The following is a 22991-nucleotide window of genomic DNA, read 5'->3' as shown; positions in this document are numbered from 1 at the left end:
ATCAATCCCCTTACCACCCGTTCTGCGCCTGCCCGCTTCGAAGCCATTGGCTTTACAGGCGGGACAGGTGTGCAACGGTGAAACACCCTGTGATTTTCTGTTTCACTTGGTTGCACGGACGCGTTTGGGGAGCGCTCCCGACGCCTGAAAAGACCAACCTGATCCTTCGGTCAGGTTGCCCCCCTTTCCAGCCGGCACGCCACACGGCATAGTGGCGCGTTATTGCGGTATCGAACTGACCTATGCGTCACTGTCCCTCGTTGCGTGCCGGGTTGTTCCTAGCCGGTCTGTTGTCCACGTTCCTGGTCGGGTCAATGCCCACCGCCGGGGCGGACGCGGACCCATGGGGTGATTTTCCGGCCATTACCTTCAACGACCTGACGACGATCGATGGCCTGCCCAACGACACGATCAGCGCGGTGGCCCAGGATAAGGCAGGGCTGATCTGGATCGGCACTTTTGCGGGTCTGGCCCGCTATGACGGGTATCGCCTGCATCAATGGGAAAGTGCCGCCGACGATCCCGACCGTCTGCCGGAAATTTATGTCCGCGCCCTGCTGCCCCTGTCGGACGGGGGGATGCTGATCGGCATGGGGGCCGCCGGTCTGGTCCGCTATGATCCCGCGACCGACCGGTTCCGGCGGGTCAGCGCGCAGGACGGGCCGGGGGCGCGCATCTATGCCGTCATGCCGGCCCTGGATGGCGGACGCGACGCGGCCTGGATCGCCGCGGATGACGGGCTGTTCCTGTGGCGGGCATCGGACGACAGCCTGCGCCCCGTGCCGATGCTGGATGCAGACGGCAAGGCTCTGAACGCCAAGCTGTTCGCGGTCCTGCAGGAACCCAATGGCGACCTGTGGGTCGGTGGCATGGGCGGCCTGATGCGCCGCCGCGCCGGGGAGACGCATTTCACCCCGGTCAGGGCCGATGGCCCCGCCGCCGACACGATCAATCTGGAGGTCTGGGCCATCCACCGCGATCGCGACGGGCGGCTGTGGGTCGGCTCGGGCGATACGGGTGCGGCCTATCTGATGCCGGACGGCAGCGCCCATGCCGTGGCGGGCCTGACAGGGCCGGACGGGCTGGCCGGGCGGCGGACCATCCGGTCCATCGTGGATGTGCCCGGCAGGGGCCTATGGATCGCCACAGATGGGGCCGGCCTGATCATCCTGGACCCAGCGACGGGCCGGCTTCGGCAGGTCCGGCATGACCCCGTGCTGCCGGGCAGCCTGAATGGCGACCGGCTGCGCCATATCATGCTGGACCGCACGGGCAATGTCTGGCTGTCCACGGATCAGGGGGTTGAACGTTACGACCCGCATGCCGACCGGCTACGCGTCGTGCCGGCCACGCCGCTGTCGCCCATGGCCCTGTCCAACCCGGAGGTCTATGTCGCCCATACTGACGCGCGATCACGGGTCTGGCTGGGTCTGGCCAATGGCGATGTCGATGTGCTGGACCTGGGTGGTGGTCGGATCGAACGTCTGCACCTGCCGCCACCCAATAATGGCCGCGACGTGCGCGCCCTGGTGCCGCTGCCCGACGGACGGCTGCTGGCCGCCGCGCGCGGTGTGGCCGCCATCGACCCGCTCACCATGGCAATCACGCCATCGGCGATCCCCTGCCTGGAAGGGCAGATCATCAATGTGATGATCAGCCACGGGCGGGAGGTGATTGCCGGCAGTTTCGACGGCCTGACCCGGTTCGACAGCGTCCGCGGGACATGTCAGCGGTTCCGGCATAATGCCGGCGACCCCAAAAGCCTGCCCAACGATAATGTCCGATCCCTGGCCTTCCTGACGGATGGGCGGCTGGTGGTGGGCACGGCGGGCGGGCTGGCCGTGGCCGACGGGCAAGGGGGATTCCGCAATCACCGCCCCGATCCGGCCAATCCCGACAGCCTGTCCCATGCCTATGTCACCGGTCTGGCGGAGGACCGGCATGGTCGCCTGTGGGTATCCACGGCCGGTGGCGGGCTGGTGGTGGCGGATGTGGAGGATCTGGGGGCCGCGCCCCGGTTCCGGTCCGTCCGGCGTCGCAACGGTCTGCCGCATGACAATATCGGCGGTCTCGCCGTGGATGCCAAGGGCCGGGTCTGGTTCACCACCCCATCACGGGTGGGTATGCTGGACCCGCAGACGGGCCGCTTTACCCTGTTCGGGGAGCGCGACGGGGCCAATCTGAAATTCTACGTCATCCGCGACATGGCGGCGGGACCAGGCGGTCACATGCTGATCGGCGGGTTAGGCGGGCTTGCCATCCTGGACCCCGAGGATCACGCCGGTCATGCGCCTCCGGCGCTGCTACGGGTGACCGCGATGAAGGTCAACCATCAGGCGCTGCCCCCCGCACGGCTGCCGGAAACGGGCCGCCGCCTGCTGCTGGACGCCGATCAGCGCAACCTGTCACTGGCCTTTTCCCTGCTGGACTACCGCGCGCCGGGCGACCTGCGCTATCGCCACCGGCTGGATGGATTTGATCAGGATTGGCTTGATAGCGGCACCCGCGCGCCGGAGGCCAGCTACACCAACCTGCCGGCGGGCGACTATACCCTGCGGGTCGAAGCCTCCCAGGCCGGACAGGATACGCCGCTGGCCACGCTGATCCTGCCCATCACCATCGCCCCGCACTGGTATGAGACGCTGTGGGCGCGCCTGGGCATGGCCTTGCTGGCCTTGACCGCAGTGATCGGCATTGTCCAGGCCCGCACCGGTGCCCTGCGCCGGCAGCGTGCGCGGCTGGAGGCGGAAATCGCCGACCGGACCCGTGATCTGGTGGCGGCGAATGCCAGGCTGGACATGCTGGCCAGCACCGATCCGCTGACCGGCCTTCTGAACCGCCGCCGCTTCATGGAGCTGGCCGCCGCCGAACAGCTCCGTGCCGGGCGGCATCAGCGGCCACTGTCGCTGCTGCTGATCGATCTGGACCATTTCAAGCGCGTGAATGATCAGTATGGGCACCGTATGGGGGATGCCGTCCTGCGCACCGCCGCCGCAATCCTGTCGGGTGCCATCCGGGGCTCCGACCTTGCCGCCCGCTTCGGGGGGGAGGAACTGGTGCTGCTGCTGCCGGAAACCGATCTGGCGGGGGCGGCGGGCATGGCCGAACGCCTACGACAGGCCTTCGCCGCTGCCACCACCAGCCTGGATGGCAGCGACGTGCGGGTGACAGCCAGCCTGGGGGTGGCAGCTTGGCGTGGGCCGACGGAAAGCCTGGATGCCCTGATACACCGCGCCGATCAGGCGCTCTACGCTGCCAAACATGCGGGCCGTGATAAGGTGATGGTCGCTGCTGGCACGCCACCGGCTTGAATGGCGGGTTGTCAGCGCTGTTTCGATAATCGAAAACAGCGCCGATGATGGAGGAACCCAAACGACACCATCGCAGCCCCCCCATGACATGGAAGCGTCACACTGGTCTGGACAGCGACCTTCCGTACCGTCATGTTGCGGGCGCACATTGCGGTCTACCGACCTTCCGTACATGCGGGGCGCACCATGCTGAAGGACCTGATCGAAGGGTTCCGGGAATTCCGGCGCACGAATTTCAAGCAGCAGCGGGGCCTGTTCCGCACGCTGGCCTGGGCCGGCCAGAAGCCGAAGGCCGCGCTGATCACGTGCTGCGACAGCCGCGTCGACCCGACCCTGATCTTCGCGGCCCAGCCGGGTGACCTTTTCGTTGTTCGAAACGTCGCCAATCTGGTCCCGCCCTATAAGCCGAACCAAGATTACCACGGCACCTCCGCCGCCCTGGAATTCGCAGTGCGCGAGCTGGGCGTGCAGCTGCTGGTGGTGATGGGCCACAGCCAATGCGGCGGTGTCGCAGCCCTGCCCAAGGACCGCAGCGACCAGAAGTCGGACTTTGTCGATCATTGGATGTCGATCGCCGAACCCGCCCTGACCAAGCTCCGCGAAGGGCAGCCGGCCGGGGCCGAAACCGACCTGCCGGAACTGGAACGCGCCGTGGTCCGGCTGTCGCTGGACAATCTGCGCACCTTCCCCTGGATCGCGGAAGCCGAAAAGGAAGGCAAGCTGATGTTGTGCGGCATGCTGTTCGACGTGGCCGATGCCGAACTGCATGTGCTGGACAATGCCACCGGGCAGTTCCAGCCGGTATCCCCGCCCCGCCCGCGCTTCCATTCCACCCATTCAGCCCTGTCCGCCACCGCTGCCGCCGCCGTCGAAGGACAGGCGGATGGAACCGTGGCCCATACATAATCCGGCCATGATCGGCGGCTAGAACATGTCCATGCGCAAGATCATCCTGGGCCTTCTGGCCGCTGCCGCCCTGTCGTTTCCCGCCATTGCCGCCCCCACCAAGGGCAAGGCCCCGCCGCCGCCCGCCCTGTCGGCGGAGGAAAAGGCACGCCTGCCGGCGGTTGAGGCCTATCTTAACGATATCCGCAGCCTGAAATCGCAGTTCATCCAGTCCAGCGATGATGGTGCCGCCATGGCGACGGGCACGTTCCAGCTGCTGCGCCCAGGCCGCATGCGCATCGACTATGCCGAAAACGGCAATTACATCGTGGCCGATGGCCGCTTCGTCTATTTCTGGGACGCGGAGGTCAAGGAGCAGCAGAACGCCCCCATCGGCAGCACGCTGGCCGATTTCCTGCTACGCGACAATATCCGCCTGTCCGGCGACGTCACCGTGACCCGCCTGGGTCAGGATGACGGCGTGCTGGAGGTGACCCTGGTCCAAACTAAGGAACCCGGCCAGGGCAGCCTGACACTGGTCTTTGAGGAAAAGCCGTTCAGCCTGCGCAAATGGCGGGTGCTGGATGCCCAGGGGCGGACGACAGAAGTAGCCTTGCAGAACCCGCAATTCGGCGTCAGCCTGGACAAGGATCAGTTCTATTTCCGCGAATCCGGCCGTCGCCGGGAACGTGATTAAGCTACGGAGCTTGCCTGATGACCCGTTCCGCCAAACCGCTGGTTGGTCTGCCTTGCGACGCGCGTGAACTGGGTCCGCATCCGTTCCATGTCGTGGGCGATAAATATATCCGCGCCGTCAGCCACGGGGCGGAATGCCAGCCGATGCTGATCCCGGCCCTGGGTGACTGGTGGGAAGTGGAGGGGTTGCTGGACCGGCTGGACGGGCTGTTCCTGACGGGCAGCCCCAGCAACCTGCATACAGGGCTCTATGGCCTGCCCGACGCGATGCTGACCCCGCCACTGGACCCGCACCGCGATGCCACCAGCCTGCCACTGCTGAAGGCGGCCCTGACGCGCGGTATCCCGGTCTTCGCCGTCTGCCGGGGGTTCCAGGAACTGAACGTGGCGCTGGGCGGCACCCTTCACCCGCGTATCCAGGAGGTGCCGGGCCGCATGGACCATCGGGAGCCGAAGGACGCACCGGTTGAGGTACAGTACGCGCCCGTCCATCCCGTGGCCCTGACGCCAGGCGGTGCGTTCGCGCGCATTACCGGCCTGTCAGAGATGATGGTGAATTCCCTGCATCAGCAGGGGATTGACCGGATCGCCGATGGTTTGGCGATTGAGGCCGTGGCCCCCGATGGCCAGATCGAGGGCGTGCGCTATACGGGTGGTCCCGGCTTTGCCATGGGCGTGCAATGGCACCCGGAATGGCGCTTCTGGGAGAACCCGCCCTATGCGGCCCTGCTGTCGGCCTTTGGCGATGCCGTCCGGGCCTATGCGGGTCGGTGACTACACCGCCCCGACGCTGACATAGCTGGACACACCCCTGATATGTTCATCCACCGCCAGACGATGGGAGAGCGGGGGGAAGGCGCGCTGGGTGCAGTCCAGGCGCGGGCAGACGCGGCAATTCACCCCGATGGGCGTGGCCGCCTCCACGTTCGACAGGTCCAGGCCATCGGCATAGGTCAGCTGTGCCGCATGGGCCAGATCGCAGCCAATGGCCACCGCAAACTGCCGCGCCGGCTGTTTCCAGCCGCCGCCGGGCTTCTCCACCGTCCGCACGACAGAGAAGAAGGTGGTCCCGTCCGGCATCCGGGCCAGTTGTGTCTGGATCTCCCCCGGTCGGCGGAAGGCATCATGCAGATGCCAGCGCGGGCAAGCCCCGCCAAAACGCGCAAAATGGAAGCCGGGGGTGGCGCTGAACCGTTTCGACATATTGCCGGCGGGATCGACTCGCGCGAAGAAGAAAGGCACCCCCTTGGCACCGGGCCGTTGCAGCGCCGTCAGCCGGTGGCAGACCTGCTCGTAACTGGCGACAAAGCGCCGGGACAGGATTTCGATATCGTACCGCACCTCCTTCGCCGCCGTCAGGAAGCGCCCATAGGGCATCATCAGGGCCGATGCAAAATAATTGGCCAGTCCCACCCGCGCCAGCCGGCGGGATTCCTCATGGCTGAAAGACCCGCGTGACACGGCGGCATCCAGCAATGCCGCCTGACCCAGCAGGGCCGCCTGACTGGCCAGTTGGAAGGTACGGCCCGCCGGGTCCAGCATTTCGGAGATCAGCACGCGCTTGGAATGCCGGTCATAGCGACAGATGGCACCGCCCATCACATCAATGGGCATCAGGCGCACCCGCACCCCATGCTTCTTCTGAAGATGCGCCGAGAGGGTGCCATAGAGATTGCCGCTGTCCAGATCGCCATCGATCCACAGGCTCTCCGCCGCGATCTCCAGATCGGGGAAATGGTTCTGCTCGGCCTGGAAAAATTCCGACACTTCCTCCTGCGGGAAGGCATGTGCGCCTATGACCTGCAACTTGTCGCGGTCGGCCACCTTCTCCGCCAGCGCACCCAGATCCTCCCGCGCCTCGCGATAGGCGCGGTACATCGACACGATGGCATGGCCCAGATTGGGGGCCGCCGCCGCCACCTCCTTCATATCCTGGGCCTTGATATCGCCTGCCTCGAACAGGGGATCGGCAAACACCTCCCGCAGGCTTGCAACCAGCCGCGTCTCATCATCCTCGGCAAAGCTGGCCATGTCGATGCCATAGACCGACGCGATTTTCAGCAGCAGCGGCACCGTCAGCGGGCGCTGGTTGGCCTCGATCAGGTTCAGATAGGAGGGGGATACGCCAATTTCCTCCGCCATCTGCGCCTGTGTCATCTTCAGGTCGCGGCGCAGGCGGCGGACCTTGTGGCCCAGCATGGCCTTCTTGTCGGACATGGGTCAGCCTTCCTTGCGCGTAATCACCTTCACCTCGTCCCGATAGCGGAACCGAAGGGCGGACCAGTCATCATCAATGGCGATCTGGGTCACCGGGATCATGCCTTCGCGGGTCAGCCGGTCCCATCCCGCATCGCGGGAGAGATCGCTTTTGATCGAGCCACTCTTCTTGGGATGCGCCACCCAGAAGGTCCCGCCGCGTTTGTAAATTCGCAGCATGCGGTCGGCGAGGGGATCAAGGGCCGCGACATCCACGGCAAAGCCCAGCAGCAGGTCGACATCGCCATCAGGCTGTTCGGCTGGCAAACCGATGATTTTCTGAATATTTCCAGGAGCATCAAGCATCCATGCACACCTGCCCGGCTTGAAACCCAGCTTCTCCGCGATGCTTTTCATGGCCAGGGTCCCCGCTGCCTCACCCCATCAATTTACAGACTTTACAATATCACAGCAATCATCATTACAAGCTGTGACAGCAATACTATTTTACGAAATTCACTCTATTGATCATTTTATGTCTCGGGTTCATGTTCATCTCAACGGCGCTGCACTGCACACCAAATGGTGCGGAACAAAAAGCGGCCCGCACGAGACACCAGTGAGCCACACCAGGCCAGGAGTTGAGACATGTCCCCGTTGGACCAGACCCAGAGCATCGATCTCGCCGCCATCCACGCCAAGCGCTATGACGGTATCAAGCGCGACTTCACGGCTGAGGATGTGCGCCGCCTGTCCGGGTCGGTGAAGATCGAGTACACGCTGGCCGAAATGGGTGCCCGCCGCCTGTGGGAACTGCTGCACACCCGCCCCTATGTCCACACGCTGGGCGCCTTCACGGGCAATCAGGCTTTGCAGCATGTCAAGGCCGGCCTGGAAGCCATCTACCTGTCGGGCTGGCAGGTCGCGGCTGATGCCAATCTGGCTGGGCAGATGTACCCCGACCAGTCACTGTACCCCGCCAACTCCGTCCCCGCCGTTGTGAAGCGCATCAACAATGCCTTCCAGCGCGCCGATCAGATCCAGACGGCGGAAGGCAAGGGCGACACCTACTGGTTCGCGCCGATCATCGCCGACGCCGAGGCTGGCTTTGGTGGTCCGCTGAACGCGTTTGAACTGATGAAGGGCATGATTGAGGCCGGTGCCGCCGCCGTCCATTTCGAGGACCAGCTGGCGTCTGAAAAGAAGTGCGGGCATCTGGGCGGCAAGGTGCTGATCCCGATCCAACAGTTCATCCGTACCCTGAACGCTGGCCGTCTGGCCGCCGATGTCTGCGGCACCTCCACCCTGGTGGTCGCCCGCACCGATGCCGAGTCGGCCCAGCTGATCACCAGCGATGTGGATGAGCGCGACCATCCCTTCATCGACCGCAACGACCGCACGCCGGAAGGCTTCTTCCGCATCAAGAAGGGTGTCGGCGTCGATTACTGCATCGCCCGCGCTCTGGAATACGCCCCCTATTCCGATCTGATGTGGTGGGAAACCTCCAAGCCGAACCTGGACGATGCCCGCCGCTTCGCCGAGGCCGTGCACAAGAAGTTCCCCGGTAAGATGCTGGCCTATAATTGCTCGCCCTCCTTCAACTGGAAGGCCAACCTGGACGATGCGACCATCGCCAAGTATCAGGCCGAGCTGGGTGCCATGGGCTACAAGTATCAGTTCGTGACCCTGGCGGGCTTCCACAGCCTGAACCTGGCCACCTTCGAACTGGCCAAGGGCTACAAGGAACGCGGCATGGCCGCCTATTCCGAGATGCAGCAGCGTGAATTCGCCGCCGCTGACCAGGGCTTCACCGCCGTGAAGCACCAGCGCGAAGTGGGCACCGGCTATTTCGACGCTGTGGCCGTCGCCATCTCGGGCGGTACGTCTTCGACCACCGCCATGAAGGACAGCACCGAGACCGACCAGTTCCATTGATCGGTTCCCAGTTTCTCAAATTGATCCGCTGCCCTTCCTGAACAGGGTGGCGGGTCTGCCGGAGGAAGGGGCTGCATCCTTCCCCCAGGCTCTTGGCCCCCCAGGCTGGAACCTTTCCGCCTCCCTCCGCGCTGGATGGGAGGGGGCGGCGGAAAGCCGACGGACGGCGCGATGGATCGCCGACCCCGCCGGATCGTACCGGACCCGGGGCCCTTTCAGACTGACGAACTAGGCGATGGTGGGCGCTCTCTCCCAACGCCTCAAAGTGTGATTGACGGTCCCGATGCTTTCATCAGGACCGTCAATCACACGACGAAACAAAGGCTAGGTCCGGCCCGCACCCGGATCCCGGTCTCCAATCCCAGGATGACAACGCACCGTTCCGCCTCCGCGACAGGGGTGGGCGGTGCGTTGTCATGTCTGACCTCACGCAGCCGTTTCATATCAGGAGACGTTCATGGATGGATACACGCCCCTTGTCCTGGACGATGGGCCGGTCGTGACACCGGTAATCGCAGAGATGCAAGCCGAATGGGTCGCGGTCCGTGCAGGTGACAGCGTAATGTTCGTATGGTTTGGAGAAGAGGACTGAAAGGGGTGGGGTCACCGCGGTCGGCAGCACTCGTCATAATCCCCGCCCCTTTCATACCCACCTGCGGCCATGCCATGCTGGCGACGTCATCACTTCGGACCTGACCGGAGTATTCCATGATCCGCCGCCTGCTGCTTGTCGCCTGTCTGCTGTTGCCCCTGCCCGCCGGGGCGGCACCGGAACCCTATCAGGTCAGCGCCGCCAACGCGCAGGTCGGGTTTTCCATCCGCTATCTGCTGGTGGCGCGGGCGACGGGCCGGTTTACGGATATCGCGGGCAGTTTCAGCTTTGATCCCGCCACGGACGAGGTGGGGGCCATCGATGTCACCATCGGCACCGGCAGCGTCGATACCGGCAGCCCACGCCGCGACCGCGACCTGCAAGGCGATGATTTCTTCGCCACGGCCCGCTATCCGACCATGCGCTTCATCGGCCGCACTGCCACCCGCACCGGCCCCCATAGCGGGCGGGTGACGGGTGATCTCACCCTGCGCGGCATCACGCGGCCCATCGATCTGGACGTCACCCTGGCCGATCACGGCGCAACGGCGTCTACCAGCATCAGACGTAGCGATTTCGGCATGCGGCCGGGCCTGGCCAGCCTGTTTATCGCCGACAGGGTGGATATCCGGATCGAGATCAGGGACCTGCCCGCCGGAACAGCTCCAGCAGGCGGCGGGCCGCCGCCCCCGGCGTGACGCTGCTGTCGGCGGCGGCGCGTTCCAGACCAGCCAGTTCGGCCCGCACCGCCGGATCGGCCTGAAAGGCGCTGATCAGGCTTTCGCGGATTTCGTTCCACATCCAGGCCTGGGCCTGTTCGGCCCGCCGCCGCGCGATGGACCCGTCATCGCCCAGGATGCGGCGGTATTCGCCGATCCCGTCCCAGACCTTGTCGATGCCCAGATTGTTCAGCGCCGAACAGGACAGGATCGGCACCCGCCAGTTGGCATTGGCGGGCCGCAGCAGCGACAGGGCGTGGCGATACTCGGCCACGGCATGGCGGGCGGCATTGGCCAGATCGCCATCGACCTTGTTGACCACAATCATGTCGGCCAGTTCGACAATGCCCTTCTTGATGCCCTGCAATTCATCCCCGCCCGCCGGCGGCAGCAGCAACAGGAACAGGTCGACCATATCGGCCACCGCCGTTTCCGACTGCCCCACCCCCACCGTCTCCACGATCACCACGTCGAAACCGGCGGCTTCCACCAGCAGCATGGCCTCCCGCGTGCGCCGCGCTACCCCACCCAGCGTGGCCCCGGCGGGCGAGGGGCGGATGAAAGCGCTGATATCGCGCGACAGCATCTCCATGCGCGTCTTGTCGCCCAGGATGGACCCGCCTGTGCGTTGGCTGGTCGGGTCGATGGCCAGCACGGCGACCTTGTGTCCCTGGCCGATGACATGCAGGCCGAACGCCTCAATGAAGGTGGATTTGCCGACACCGGGCACCCCGGAAATGCCGATGCGCACGCCCTTGCCTGTGTATGGCAGCAGGGCGGCCAGCAGGGCCTCGGCCTGTTCGCGATGATCGGGCCGGGTGCTTTCCACCAGCGTGATGGCCTGTGCCAGGGCGCGACGGTCACCGCGGCGGATACGCTCGGCAAGGTCGGCGATGGGCATGGGCAGGGGCTCCAGGCGGCAACGGGGCCGGCACTGTGGAACAGGCGGGCGGTCTAGTCAAATCGCCAGGGGGTGGGCGTGGTTTCTACGCCTTTTGTGTGTGACCATCGGCAGCGCTTTGCAAGCGGCGGGAATCCATGTGATTCTGGATTTATCCACCGCTCCACCCACAATCGGCCCCCACGAAATCCACCGGCCTGCCCCCAGATTTATCCCCAGGACTGCGCCCATGACCGCCACCGTCCAGACCAGCCACAGCCCGGCCCGCCCCATCGCGGCCCTGCCGCCGCTGCGCCGCTGGCTGACCCGGCTGTTCCGCCGCCGTCCGCAGACCTACCCGCCGCTGGCCGGCGTGTCGGCAATGGTGAATGAACAGGTCCTGGCCGTGACAGAGGTCAACAGTGCCGGCATGTGCGTGGTGGGCTATCGCGGCCTGCTGAACCCGCAGGACCGGTTCAGCTTCGTCCTGACCCTGGGCGATTTCGACATTGCCGGCGACGCCGTCGTCGCCTGGCGCCGCCATGGCGGCCTGGGCGTGGCCTTCTACGACCTGTCGGGGGCGGAGCGGGAACGGTTGGGCGGGTGGTTGGAGGGCCGTGCGGATTAAGCCGCCGTCTCCTGCTGCTTCGCCCACAGCGCCGCATAGGCCCCGCCCTGGGACAGCAGCGCCGCGTGGCTGCCGCGCTCGGCGATACGCCCGGCTTCCAGCACGATGATCTCGTCCGCGTCCACGACCGTGGACAGGCGATGCGCGATGACCAGGGTGGTGCGACCACGGGCGGCGAGGCCCAGCGCCGCCTGGATCTCCCGCTCCGTATGGGTGTCCAGCGCCGATGTCGCTTCGTCCAGGATCAAGATGGGCGGGTCCTTCAGCAGGGTGCGGGCAATGGCCACGCGCTGCTTTTCCCCGCCCGACAGTTTCAACCCGCGTTCGCCCACCATCGTGTCCCAGCCATCGGGCAGACCATTGATGAAATCACCAATCTGCGCGGCCTCAGCCACCCGTTCCAGATCAGCCTGGGCCGCACCGGGGCGACCATAGGCGATGTTGTAACGGATCGTGTCGTTGAACAGCACCGTATCCTGCGGGACGATGCCGATGGCGGCGCGCAGGCTGTCCTGCGTCACGTCCCGCACATCCTGCCCATCGACCAGCACCCGCCCGCCCGTCACGTCATAAAACCGGTAGAGCAGCCGCGACAGGGTAGATTTCCCGGCCCCCGTGGGCCCGACCACGGCCACCGTGTGCCCCGCCGGCACCGTGAAATCCAGGCCTTTCAGGATGGGACGGCGGGCATCATAGGCGAACTCCACCCCCTCGAACCGGATTTCCCCGCCCTGAGCCGACAGCGGTCGGGCATCGGCAGCATCCTCCACTTCCCGGTTCACGGATAGCAGCTCGAACATCCGCTCCATCTCGTTCAGCGATTCCTTGATGCCGCGATAGACGAAGCCGAAAATATTCAGCGGCTGGTAGAGTTGCAGCAGATAGGTGTTCACCAGCACGAAATCGCCGATGGTCAGCTCGCCCCGGATGATGCCGCCCGCCGCCATCCACATGACGCTGACCACACCGCCCGCAATGATGATCCCCTGCCCGACATTCAGCAGCGACAGCGAGGATTGCGTGCGCACTGCCGCATCCTCATAGGCGCGCAGCGCCTTGTCGTACCGCGTCGCCTCGAACCCCTCATTGCCGAAATATTTGACCGTCTCGTAATTCAGCAGACTGTCGATGGCCTTGGCGCTGGCCCGCGTATCGGCGTCCAGCATGTCGCGGCGGATACGGGTGCGCCAGTTGGTGACGGCAATCGTGTACCAGATATAGCCGGCGACGGTCGCAAAGGTGACGGCGGCGAAGCGGATATCGAACAGATGCCAGAGGATGCCCGTCACCAGCAGGATTTCCAGCAAGGTGGGCAGCACATTGAACAAGGACGTGCCCAGCAGACTGTCGATGGCCTTGGTCCCGCGTTCCACCACGCGGCTGAGGCCCCCCGTCTGCCGCTCCAGATGAAAGCGCAGGGACAGCGAATGCAGATGCCGGAAGACATTCAGGGCCGCCACCCGCATGGCCCGCTGGCTGACCCGTTCAAAAATCGCGTCGCGCAGTTCGCCGAACGCCAGGCTCAACACCCGTGCCAAGCCATAGGCCAGGATGAAACCGACCGGGATCGCCACCGCTGGGCTGGCCGCCAGATTGCCGCCCGCCGTCAGGGCATCGACCGCGCCCTTGTACCAGATGGGAACGGAGACATTGGCCGCCTTGGCCGCCGCCAGGAACAGAAGCGCCGCGACCACCCGCACCTTGATCCCCGTCTGCCCGACCGGCCAGAGATAGGGCAGCAGCGCTCGCAGCACCTGCCCATCGCTCAGGCGCTTGGATCGCTGTGAAGGCTCGTGGCTGCCATTGGGGCGGTCGTGACGGCGCATGATGATCCGGGGATGGGGGCAAGGCGGGAAGCGATCATATGGAGGGAAGCCGGCAAATGACAGCGCGGGGCTTTGGCATGGCTGGTATTTGACCGCGCGCCTTGGCTATTCTGCACCCCGGACCCTTTCCCAGCCCCGGACCCCGCCATGCGCAGCGATTTTCCCAACCTGTTCGTCTTCGATCACCCGCTGATCCAGCACAAGCTGTCCTGCATGCGGGACAAGACGCGGTCGACCATGGGGTTCCGGCAATTGCTGCGCGAGATTGCGCTGCTGATGGGGTACGAGATCACGCGCGATCTGCCGCTGACCACGCAGGCGATCGAAACCCCGCTCTGCCCCATGGACGCGCCCGTGATTGAGGGCAAGAAGCTGGCGGTGGTGCCCATCCTGCGCGCCGGTCTGGTGATGGCGGAAGGCTTGATGGAACTGGTCCCCGCCGCACGCGAGGGGCATATCGGCCTCTACCGCGATCATGAAACCAAGCGGCCCGTGGAATATCTGGTGAAGCTGCCGGACCCGGAGGGCCGCCTGTTTATCCTGGTCGATCCGATGCTGGCCACGGGCCATTCGGCGGTGCATGCCGTCGATGTGTTGAACCGCCATGGCGTGCCCGACAGCCAGATCCGCTTCATGGCCCTGGTATCCGCCCCGGAGGGCGTGCGCACCTTCCACGCCGCCCATCCCGATGTGCCGGTCTATACGGCGGCCCTCGACAGCCACCTGAACGAAAACGCCTATATTGTGCCCGGCCTGGGCGATGCCGGCGACCGTCTGTTCGGGACCAAGTGATCAGCAGGTGCTGATATAATCGGCCAACCCCGATGCCAGCAGGTCAAACACAACACGGCATCGGGGTGTGGCCTTCAAATCTTCGTGCATCACCATAAAAACCGGCAGGGACAGCGGGTCTAACAGGCCGGACAGGACCGGCAGCAGGTCGGGATCGCGCGCGGCAATGCCCGTCTGGCAGATGCCGATACCGTAGCCGGCGCGGATGGCGGCCAGGGCAGCCAGATCACTGTCGGTTTTCAAGGTAAAGCGAAGATCGGCCAACAGCGGCAACGCCTGTTTGGCTACCCGCACGAAGGGTGCATCCTGGTCGGGGCCGATCAGGGCGTGGCCGTGAAGCGCCGCTGCGTCTTCCGGCAACCCCCAGCGCGCGGCATAGCGGCGATGGGCGAACAGGCCCAGGCGGATGGCACCCAGGCGGCGCACCAGCAGCACATCCTGTGCCGGCTCCACCATTCGCACCGCGATATCGGCGTCGCGGCGCAACAGATCCTGCACCCGGTTGGATAGCTGTAACTCCACCACCAGATCGGGGTGCCGTTGCCGCAGCTCCGCCAGAATGGGGGGCAGCACCTCGGCCCCCACCGCCTCGCTGGCGGTCACGCGCACGGTGCCGCGTACCGCCCCTCCCTGACCGCCCGCCGCGCGGCGCAGGGCCGCAACCGTGGCCGCCAGATGATCGGCATAGGGTGCGATTTCAAACGCCGCCGGCGTGGGCAGCAGCCCGCGTTGCGAGCGGGTGAACAGGGTCAGGCCCAGCCCCTGTTCCAGGGCATCGATATGGCGGGTCAGGGTCGGCTGCGTCAGGCCCAATGCACGGGCCGCCGCCGACAACGAGCCTTCACGCAGCACAGAGGCGAAACTGCGGTAGAGGTCCCATTCGGGATCGGAGCGATTATTCATCTATTTTCGTATGGTATGACCAAGTATTTGTCGAATTCCGTTTAACACGGGCGCGGTCCAAAGTCTCCCCATCAACGTGATGGAGGTCATGATGCGGACGAACGGAGCAGCCCTGATCCTGGGGGCCACGGGCGGTGTGGGTGGAGAAGTGGCGCAGCGGATGCTGTCGCGCGGTTGGCAGGTGCGCGCCCTGCACCGTGATCCGCACAAGGTGGCAGGTCTGATGCCGGGCCTGGAATGGCGGCAGGGTGACGCCATGGATGCCGGCAGCGTGGTGGGGGCTGCCCAAGGGGTGGATGTCATTCTGCACGCTGTGAACCCGCCCGGATACCGCCGCTGGGCCGAACTGGTCCTGCCGATGATCGACGCGTCTGTCGCGGCGGCGCGGGCCACAGGCGCACGGCTGGTCCTGCCCGGCACCATCTATAATTTCGGGCCCGACGCCGGCACCTCGCTGACGGAAGATGCACCGCAGAATCCGGTGACCGAGAAAGGCCGCATCCGCGTGGCGCTAGAGCATCGGATAAGGCGTCTGGCCGATGACGGGGGCCGTGCGCTGATCCTGCGGGCCGGTGATTTCTTCGGGCCGCGTGCGGGCAACAGCTGGTTTGCGCAAGGCATGGTCAAGGCGGGGCAGCCGGTCAAAGCCGTCACCCTGCCGGGCCGTCCCGGCATCGGCCATCAATGGGCCTATCTGCCTGATCTGGCCGACACAATGCTGGCATTGCTGGACCGGGAGGGCGACCTGCCGGCCTTCGCCCGGTTCCATTTCGCAGGCCATTGGGATGCGGACGGGATGGCAATGGCCGATGCCATCCGCCGCGTGACGGGAACGCCCGACCTGCCCGTGAACCGGCTGAACTGGCCCCTGGTCCGGCTGGCCGGGCTGTTCATGCCGATGATCCGGGAAATTGCCGGCATGCGCTATCTCTGGGAACAACCGCTGCGCATGCCGGGCGATAAACTCACGACCTTTTTGGGCCGCGTGCCGCACACGCCGCTCGACCGGGCCGTCGCGGACACGTTGATGGGCCTGGGCTGCCTGCCGCCTGTCGATCAGGCATTGTCGCCCGGCGGGCGCCACTTGCTGTCGGGCAGGGGCAGGTCGCCCGCCTGATCGCCGCTGCCGGGGCGCGACACATCCTCATACTCGACATCGATCACGGGATTGCCGCCGCGCGGCGACGGGCGCGACCGGACCGTCTGGCCGTTGACCTGCATGAAGATGGTCATGCGGGCCAGCAGGGCATTGCGCACCGGGGGTAGGAACAGGATCAGGGCCAGGATATCGGTGATAAAGCCGGGGATCAGGAACAAAATGGCGGAGAAGGCCGTACAGAGCCCGCCAAACATCTGGCGCATCGGCTCCGTCTCGCCGGTGCGCAGCCCCATCTGGGCCCGGCGCACGCTTTCCAGGCCCGTCCGTTGCAGCAGCAGGACGCCGATAACCCCCGACAGCACCACCAGCAAAACCGTGCTGATGGCCCCCAGTTGGGACCCGACCCAGGCGAAACCCGCGATTTCCAGCAGCGGAAGCAGCAGCAACGGAAGGAGGAAACGCATGGCTGTCCTTGCTCTTTGACGATTGAGAGCCTATCTAACGGACAGGCTTTCATAAATTAACGCCCCGGCGGGCGGATGGCGAGAGGATGCCACCCGCATCAGATGGTGTAGATACCCGGCCGGGCGCAAGGGCAGAAATGGGTGATGCGATGGGCGGCGGCTCCGTCTGGCTGGAAATTCTGATTTTCGCGATGGTGGCGGCGTTCTTCATCTATCGCCTGCGCAATGTGCTTGGCCGCAAGCATGGGGAGGAGCGGGAGCGTCCCAATCCCTTCACCCCGCGCGACAATAATGGTGCCACCGGCCCCACGGTGGAGGGCGACAATGTCATTCCGCTGCCCGGTCGCGGCCCCGCCCCCGATCTGTCCGACCTGCCGGACCCGTCCGGCCCCGTCTCGCTGGAAGATGGCCTGCGCCTGATCCGCGCCGCCGATCCCAACTTCAACGAGCGGACCTTCCTGCAGGGTGCCAAGGCCGCGTTCGAAATGATCGTGAAGGCCTATGCCGAGGGTGACACACCCACCCTGCGCCCGCTGCTGGCCGATGATGTCTACGACCGGTTCGCCGCCGCCATCCGCGACCGGCAGGCGGCGGGTGAGACGCTGGATAGCCGCATCCATTCCTTCGAAGCCGTGGACCTGTCGGCCGCACAGCTGGATGGCCGCACGGCCCGCTGCACCGTCACCTTCACGACCCGCCAGACCCATGTCACACGCGACGCCGCCGGTGCGGTGGTCGATGGAGATGAGAGCCGGCCCGAAGAAGTGGTCGATATCTGGACCTTCAGCCGCAATACCCGCGCCAGCGATCCGAACTGGCACTTGTCTGAAACCCGCAGCGGCGGTTGATACCGCCCTGCCGCCCGTCCTTCCGGGGCGCCCCTTGCCGGGCGCCCTTTCCATGTCCGCCCCATGGATTGCCCAATGCGCCGTCATTCCCTTGCCGCCCTGTTCGCCCTTGGCCTGCTGGCCGGCTGCGCCTCGCAACCGGCCAAGCCGCCCGCCACGCCATCCACCCCGGCGGAGGCTGAGAAGCCCGCCGCGCGCCTGACCCTGCGTCCCGCCAGTTTCAGCGACCTGCCCGGCTGGTCCGTGGACCGCACCGCCGATGCGCTGCCGGCCCTGTTGAAAAGCTGTGACAGGCTGGTGAAGCAGCCGGGCGACCGCGCCCTGGGGCCTGACGGCATGATGGGCCGGATCAGCGACTGGACCGGCCCCTGCGCCGCCATCGCCAAACTGCCGGCGGGTGACCATGTTGCCCTGCGGCGCACCATCGAAAGCCTGTTCCAGCCCTGGGTCGCCACTGACAATGGCGACGCCGAGGGCCTGTTCACCGGCTATTACGAAAGCGCGCTGCGCGGATCGTTCAAGCGTCAGGGCAAGTACCAGACCCCGCTCTACAAGCGTCCCGCCGATCTGGTGATGGTGGAGCTTGGCGAATTCCGCCCCAACCTGAAGGGGGAGCGCATTGCGGGCCGCGTGGTCGATGGTCAGCTGAAACCCTATGCCGACCGCAAGGCGATCGAGGCCGGTGCCCTGAACGGCAAGGGTCTGGAACTGCTGTATGTCGATGACCCGGTTGATGCCTTCTTTTTGCAGATCCAGGGATCGGGCCGTGTGACCCTGCCCGATGGCAGCCAGATCCGCATCGGCTATGACGGGCAGAATGGCCAGCCCTATTTCGCCATCGGGCGGGAGCTGGTGGCGCGCGGTGCGCTCGCCAAGGAAGACGTGTCGATGCAGTCGATCCGCGCCTGGCTGGAGGCGAACCCGGCCCAGGCGGCGGCCGTCATGAACACCAACCCATCCTATGTGTTCTTCCGTCGGCTGGAGGGGGAGGGGCCGCTGGGCGCGCAGGGTGTGGCCCTGACGCCGGGCCGCTCGCTGGCCGTGGACCGGACCTTCATCGCCTATGGCGTGCCCCTGTGGCTGGACGCGCAGGACCCGCTGGACGCCAAAACCCGCATCCGCCGCCTGATGGTGGCACAGGATACGGGCGGCGCCATTCGCGGGCCTGTGCGCGGCGACGTGTTCTGGGGCCATGGGGCCGACGCCGAACAGCGCGCCGGCCTGATGAAAAGCCCCGGCCGTTACTGGCTGCTGCTGCCCAAGGGTGTGACGCCGCCGATCTCCTGATCCGTGCCGCTCACGCGGCGCGAAGCAGGTCCATCAGAATATCCGCCTCTGCATCGATGATACGGGCATCCAGCTCGCGGCGATCCACCTCCGCAGCCGGCGGCGTACCACCGGCAAGCCCATAGCGGCGGTCCAGCTTGGCCAGCAGGCGGCGTTGCCCGTCGTCGGTCAGTTCCAGGGCCTGACGCTGGGCCCGCGCATCCCCCACCTGGTTCAGCCCCGCCAGGGCATGCAACCGCAACAGACCGCCGACAGCCCGCCCCGCCCCGCCCCTGAAATCCGCGATCACGACATTGTCCAGCGCCGCCTGATGCGCGCCCAGCGCGAGATCGGCAACGACAAGCGCGGTTTGATAGAAAGGGCGCGAGGCGAACGGGCACTGCTCCAACCCCTGCGCCAGCATGGTCCGCGCCCGCGCCACCTGCCCGTCGCGCAGGTAACTCATGGCCAGGATGTGATAATCGACCCAATCTTGTTCGGTTACATAGGCCGGCTTCGTCAGCAAGGCGTGAACCTCGGCAAAGGCCCGCCGCGCCATCAGCGTCGTGGCCAATCCGGCGCGGGCATAGCCATCCTGCGGAAACCGTTCCATCACCTGCCGATATGTCTCTTCCGCTGCATTCATTCGCCCCTGCTGACGCAGCGTCTCCGCAAGGCCATTCAAGGGAACAGCATTCTGCGGGAAAAGATCAATCGAGCGACGGTAGATATCCTCCGCTTCCCGCAAGCGGCCCTGCTGACGCAGCGTCTCCGCAAGGCCATTCAAGGGAACAGCATTCTGCGGGAAAAGATCAATCGAGCGACGGTAGATATCCTCCGCTTCCCGCAAGCGACCCTGCTGACGCAGCGTCTCCGCAAGGCCAGTCAGGGGAAAAGCATCATGCGGGAAAAGATCAATCGAGCGACGGTAGATATCCTCCGCTTCCCGCAAGCGGCCCTGCTGACGCAGCGTCTCCGCAAGGCCAGTCAGGGGAAAAGCATCATGCGGGAAAAGATCAATCGAGCGACGGTAGATATCCTCCGCTTCCCGCAAGCGGCCCTGCTGACGCAGCGTCTCCGCAAGGCCATTCAAGGGAACAGCATCATGCAGGAAAAGATCAATCGAGCGACGGTAGATATCCTCCGCTTCTCGCAAGCGGCCCTGCTGACGCAGCGTCTCCGCAAGGCCAGTCAGGGGAACAGCATCATGCGGGAAAAGATCAATCGAGCGACGGTAGATATCCTCCGCTTCCCGCAAGCGGCCCTGCTGACGCAGCGTCTCCGCAAGGCCAGTCAGGGGAAAAGCATCATGCGGGAAAAGATCAATCGAGCGACGGTAGATATCCTCCGCTTCCCGCAAGCGCCCCTGCTGACGCAGCGTCTCCGCAAGGCCAGTCAGGGGAAAGGCATTCTGCGGGAAAAGATCAATCGAGCGACGGTAGATATCCTCCGCTTCCCGCAAGCGGCCCTGCTGACGCAGCGTCTCCGCAAGGCCAGTCAGGGGAACAGCATCATGCGGGAAAAGATCAATCGAGCGACGGTAGATATCCTCCGCTTCCCGCAAGCGGCCCTGCTGACGCAGCGTCTCCGCAAGGCCATTCAAGGGAACAGCATTCTGCGGGAAAAGATCAATCGAGCGACGGTAGATATCCTCCGCTTCCCGCAAGCGCCCCTGCTGACGCAGCGTCTCCGCAAGGCCAGTCAGGGGAAAGGCATTCTGCGGGAAAAGATCAATCGAGCGACGGTAGATATCCTCCGCTTCCCGCAAGCGACCCTGCTGACGCAACGTCTCCGCAAGGCCATTCCAGGGAACAGCATTCTGCGGGAAAAGATCAATCGAGCGACGGTAGATCTCCTCCGCCAGATCAAGGTGCCCGATCCGTCGCAAAACCTCGGCCCGGATGCTAAACACATGCGCATCGACGGGCAGCAGCTCGACCACCGCTTCCGACAGCATATCCGCGACCGCCACCTGCGACAGGTCCAAGGCACCGCTCACCACGCGGCACAGGCTTTTGGCGATATGTTCCTCACGGCTGGTGTTGCGCTGGTCGCGGATCAGATCGGTCAGGAAGGTCCAGAACTGGTCGATGCGGCCACGTGTCAATTGGTCGAGAGCGGCGGCGATCTGGCGGTCGATGCGCTTGATATCCGCCGGACGGCTCGGCACCGGCCAGTCCCGCAGCAACTCGCGCCATGCTTCGGCGGCTGGGGCCGCAGGTCTCGTCTCGTCAATATCCTCGTCCGCGTCCAGCGTCGGCTTTGACTGATGGCCTTTACGCGGCTTCGCTGGTTTCGGCTTGCGGTAGCGGTCGGCCTCGCCATCATCCCGCATCGCATCGTCATCCCCTGCCGATGCCGGTTCAAGACAGTCAAAGGCGGCGTAGATCACGTCCTTGAGGGTCTGTGGCAGGTGCCGGCCCTGCCCACCGGGAGAATCGGCCAGCTTATAGGCACCGTACCCTGGATCGCCGTCATCCGTGCAGTGATCGAACAGCACCTGGCCGGCATCCAGCACGCTCTCCACCGGTTCGGTGGCATAAAGGGGGGCCAGCCGCTGCCGCACCACGGTCCGCATGCGGGCGACAATATCCCGCCGTTCACGAATCTGGCCCAACAGGGTCGCCATGGCTGTGCAATCGCGCCCGCGCGCCTGGGCCAGGGTGCCCGACAGATCGCTATCGTCCGGCAACGGCACCAGCATCAGGCGCAGGCGCACATACCGGGCCGGATGCGTATCGACCAACCGCCGCTCCACCCCGGCGATGGCGCGCGCCCGCCGGGATTCCGACGCCTGCGGATCCACCGCGACTCGCAGAAAGTGCCAGGCATTATGGGCGCGATAAAGCTGGCACACCAGTCTTCCCAGGCTGTCCACGTCGGTATCACGTTGAACAAAGCCCAGCGCCCCTTCTTCACCGGACACCAGCAGGTGATGCGGGTCGACGCTGACCGGCTGCTGCGGACTATGTTCCGGCAATACATAGCACTCATCGCCGAGATGGAAGACGGCGATGCCTATATCCTCAAATATCTCTGCTGATTCAATTTTCATCGTACCAGCACCATTCAACTTTATTTTCTTTCATTTTTTCAATGGCATCGGCCAGGACATCGTCATTCTCATCATTGGAGGCTTTTGACGGCGCATGTATCTCCCGAACAAACTCTATTCCAAATGAATCATAGATGCCGATCTCGACAAACCTGTCGAGTTTGCGCGCCTTGATCCCCTCGCCCTCACCGGGAGAAAGGATCAACGCGTCGAAATCACCGCTGTTCATTCCCGGCGCCAAATCCGTTGCATGCTTGGCCAGGGCCAGCCGATGCCGGTTGGCCCAATCCGCCCGATATCCCCTCGGTGCCTGCTGAAACGGAAAGGGCGAGTCATCCGCAGCTTTGCAGCAATGTTCCGTCACGAAATGATAGGAATTACGTTCAAGCAGAGAGCCACGTGACTCGACCAGTTCGGACTTCAGAACCATTGTGACAGGGCCGTAGGATGGCAGACCCCGTGCATCCAAGGCCATCGCCGCGAAACGCAACTTACGCCCATATTCCGCATAGGCATAGCCGTCCACCATTTGGCGATTCTGATTGGCTATTATTGAGGGTGGATCGTCAATTTTTGCCTGTTTTCTTTCGTAATAATTTAGATATTTCTCTCCACCCACCACCATGTTTTTAATAAAACCATAATGCGTATTGATCACCGCGATGGCCCGCTGCTGCACCGCGTGCTCGAACTGCGATCCCAGATCTTGCAGATTCAGCCCCGCAAGACTGGCCTTTGCATCCTGATAACGTTGGTCCAGCGCCTCAACCTCCTCGGGGAGGCGTGCAGCCCTGACATTCAAGGTTCCGCAGCGGTGACCGTACTTGCAAAGATGCTTGTCCTCGGACACGAGTTCCTGGCATGGGCCGTTCGCTGTTCGTGCGGAACATCGCTCT

At 64.8% G+C, this 22991-nt stretch carries 19 protein-coding genes; 11 read left to right on the top strand and 8 right to left on the bottom strand.

Annotation, left to right across the window (positions count from 1 at the left end):
• Positions 1 to 314 precede the first annotated feature (314 nt).
• The 4 genes from ABC729_RS14280 (at position 315) to ABC729_RS14265 (ending at position 5666) form a co-directional block, all read left to right on the top strand.
• On the top strand, positions 315 to 3311 hold the full coding sequence (locus ABC729_RS14280) for a diguanylate cyclase (RefSeq protein WP_495608220.1): 2997 nt from the start codon (positions 315 to 317) through the stop codon (positions 3309 to 3311).
• A 186-nt stretch (positions 3312 to 3497) separates the two neighbouring features.
• Positions 3498 to 4217: a carbonic anhydrase gene (locus tag ABC729_RS14275; RefSeq protein WP_495608219.1), complete on the top strand. Its 720-nt coding sequence runs from the start codon at positions 3498 to 3500 to the stop codon at positions 4215 to 4217.
• A 31-nt stretch (positions 4218 to 4248) separates the two neighbouring features.
• Positions 4249 to 4893 (top strand): LolA family protein, encoded by a 645-nt coding sequence (locus tag ABC729_RS14270; protein WP_495608218.1) that lies wholly within the window; start codon positions 4249 to 4251, stop codon positions 4891 to 4893.
• A 17-nt stretch (positions 4894 to 4910) separates the two neighbouring features.
• Entirely contained in the window at positions 4911 to 5666 is a 756-nt protein-coding gene (locus tag ABC729_RS14265) for a gamma-glutamyl-gamma-aminobutyrate hydrolase family protein (RefSeq protein WP_495608217.1), read from the top strand.
• Here ABC729_RS14265 and ABC729_RS14260 read toward each other — a convergent pair whose 3' ends face one another.
• Together ABC729_RS14260 and ABC729_RS14255 are read right to left on the bottom strand one after the other, a co-directional pair.
• Positions 5667 to 7109, bottom strand: a complete 1443-nt coding sequence (locus tag ABC729_RS14260) for a helix-turn-helix domain-containing protein (protein ID WP_495608216.1) — start codon at positions 7107 to 7109, stop codon at positions 5667 to 5669.
• Between the two features lie 3 nt (positions 7110 to 7112).
• Positions 7113 to 7454, bottom strand: a complete 342-nt coding sequence (locus ABC729_RS14255; protein ID WP_495608215.1) for a hypothetical protein — start codon at positions 7452 to 7454, stop codon at positions 7113 to 7115.
• A 282-nt stretch (positions 7455 to 7736) separates the two neighbouring features.
• On the opposite strand from ABC729_RS14255, the gene aceA reads away from it, so the two are divergent.
• Positions 7737 to 9023, top strand: a complete 1287-nt coding sequence (gene aceA / locus ABC729_RS14250; protein ID WP_495608214.1) for an isocitrate lyase — start codon at positions 7737 to 7739, stop codon at positions 9021 to 9023.
• A gap of 708 nt (positions 9024 to 9731) precedes the next feature.
• Entirely contained in the window at positions 9732 to 10313 is a 582-nt protein-coding gene (locus ABC729_RS14245) for a YceI family protein (RefSeq protein ID WP_495608213.1), read from the top strand.
• Here ABC729_RS14245 and meaB read toward each other — a convergent pair.
• The gene (gene meaB, locus ABC729_RS14240; protein WP_495608212.1) at positions 10255 to 11235 is read right to left on the bottom strand and encodes a methylmalonyl Co-A mutase-associated GTPase MeaB; all 981 of its coding nucleotides are present in this window, start codon (positions 11233 to 11235) and stop codon (positions 10255 to 10257) included. The two genes, ABC729_RS14245 and meaB, sit on opposite strands and share 59 nt — an antisense overlap.
• Before the next feature lie 229 nt (positions 11236 to 11464).
• On the opposite strand from meaB, the gene ABC729_RS14235 reads away from it, so the two are divergent.
• Complete coding sequence (locus ABC729_RS14235) at positions 11465 to 11842, top strand: hypothetical protein (RefSeq protein ID WP_495608211.1); 378 nt, start codon at positions 11465 to 11467, stop codon at positions 11840 to 11842.
• Here the strand turns inward: ABC729_RS14235 and ABC729_RS14230 are convergent.
• Positions 11839 to 13668, bottom strand: coding sequence for an ABCB family ABC transporter ATP-binding protein/permease (locus tag ABC729_RS14230; protein WP_495608210.1), 1830 nt, complete (start codon positions 13666 to 13668; stop codon positions 11839 to 11841). The two genes, ABC729_RS14235 and ABC729_RS14230, sit on opposite strands and share 4 nt — an antisense overlap.
• Before the next feature lie 147 nt (positions 13669 to 13815).
• Here ABC729_RS14230 and upp point away from each other — a divergent pair, with 147 nt between their 5' ends.
• Positions 13816 to 14460 (top strand): uracil phosphoribosyltransferase, encoded by a 645-nt coding sequence (gene upp, locus ABC729_RS14225; RefSeq protein WP_495608209.1) that lies wholly within the window; start codon positions 13816 to 13818, stop codon positions 14458 to 14460.
• On the opposite strand, the gene ABC729_RS14220 is transcribed toward upp, so the two are convergent.
• A complete protein-coding gene (locus tag ABC729_RS14220; protein WP_495608208.1) occupies positions 14461 to 15363 on the bottom strand; it encodes a LysR family transcriptional regulator in 903 nt (300 codons plus the stop codon).
• Positions 15364 to 15451: 88 nt separating this feature from the next.
• Here ABC729_RS14220 and ABC729_RS14215 point away from each other — a divergent pair, with 88 nt between their 5' ends.
• Positions 15452 to 16480 carry an NAD-dependent epimerase/dehydratase family protein gene (locus ABC729_RS14215; RefSeq protein ID WP_495608207.1) on the top strand — a complete coding sequence of 343 codons (1029 nt, stop codon included), beginning with the start codon at positions 15452 to 15454 and terminating at the stop codon, positions 16478 to 16480.
• Here the strand turns inward: ABC729_RS14215 and ABC729_RS14210 are convergent.
• The gene (locus ABC729_RS14210) at positions 16420 to 16926 is read right to left on the bottom strand and encodes an FxsA family protein (RefSeq protein ID WP_495608206.1); all 507 of its coding nucleotides are present in this window, start codon (positions 16924 to 16926) and stop codon (positions 16420 to 16422) included. The two genes, ABC729_RS14215 and ABC729_RS14210, sit on opposite strands and share 61 nt — an antisense overlap.
• Before the next feature lie 137 nt (positions 16927 to 17063).
• Between ABC729_RS14210 and ABC729_RS14205 the strand changes: the two genes are divergently transcribed.
• The gene (locus ABC729_RS14205) at positions 17064 to 17774 is read left to right on the top strand and encodes a Tim44/TimA family putative adaptor protein (RefSeq protein ID WP_495608205.1); all 711 of its coding nucleotides are present in this window, start codon (positions 17064 to 17066) and stop codon (positions 17772 to 17774) included.
• A 75-nt stretch (positions 17775 to 17849) separates the two neighbouring features.
• Positions 17850 to 19061: a murein transglycosylase A gene (gene mltA / locus ABC729_RS14200; protein WP_495608204.1), complete on the top strand. Its 1212-nt coding sequence runs from the start codon at positions 17850 to 17852 to the stop codon at positions 19059 to 19061.
• Between the two features lie 10 nt (positions 19062 to 19071).
• Here the strand turns inward: mltA and ABC729_RS14195 are convergent, their stop codons facing one another.
• A complete protein-coding gene (locus tag ABC729_RS14195) occupies positions 19072 to 22095 on the bottom strand; it encodes a tetratricopeptide repeat protein (RefSeq protein WP_495608203.1) in 3024 nt (1007 codons plus the stop codon).
• Positions 22085 to 22945, bottom strand: a complete 861-nt coding sequence (locus ABC729_RS14190) for a hypothetical protein (protein WP_495608202.1) — start codon at positions 22943 to 22945, stop codon at positions 22085 to 22087. The genes ABC729_RS14195 and ABC729_RS14190 overlap by 11 nt, the downstream gene beginning before the upstream one ends.
• Positions 22946 to 22991 lie beyond the last annotated feature (46 nt).

Source organism: Niveispirillum sp. CC-CTL257, from assembly GCF_059489915.1.
Note: the sequence above shows the minus strand (reverse complement) of the source record. Positions and strands in the feature narration are given on the sequence as shown.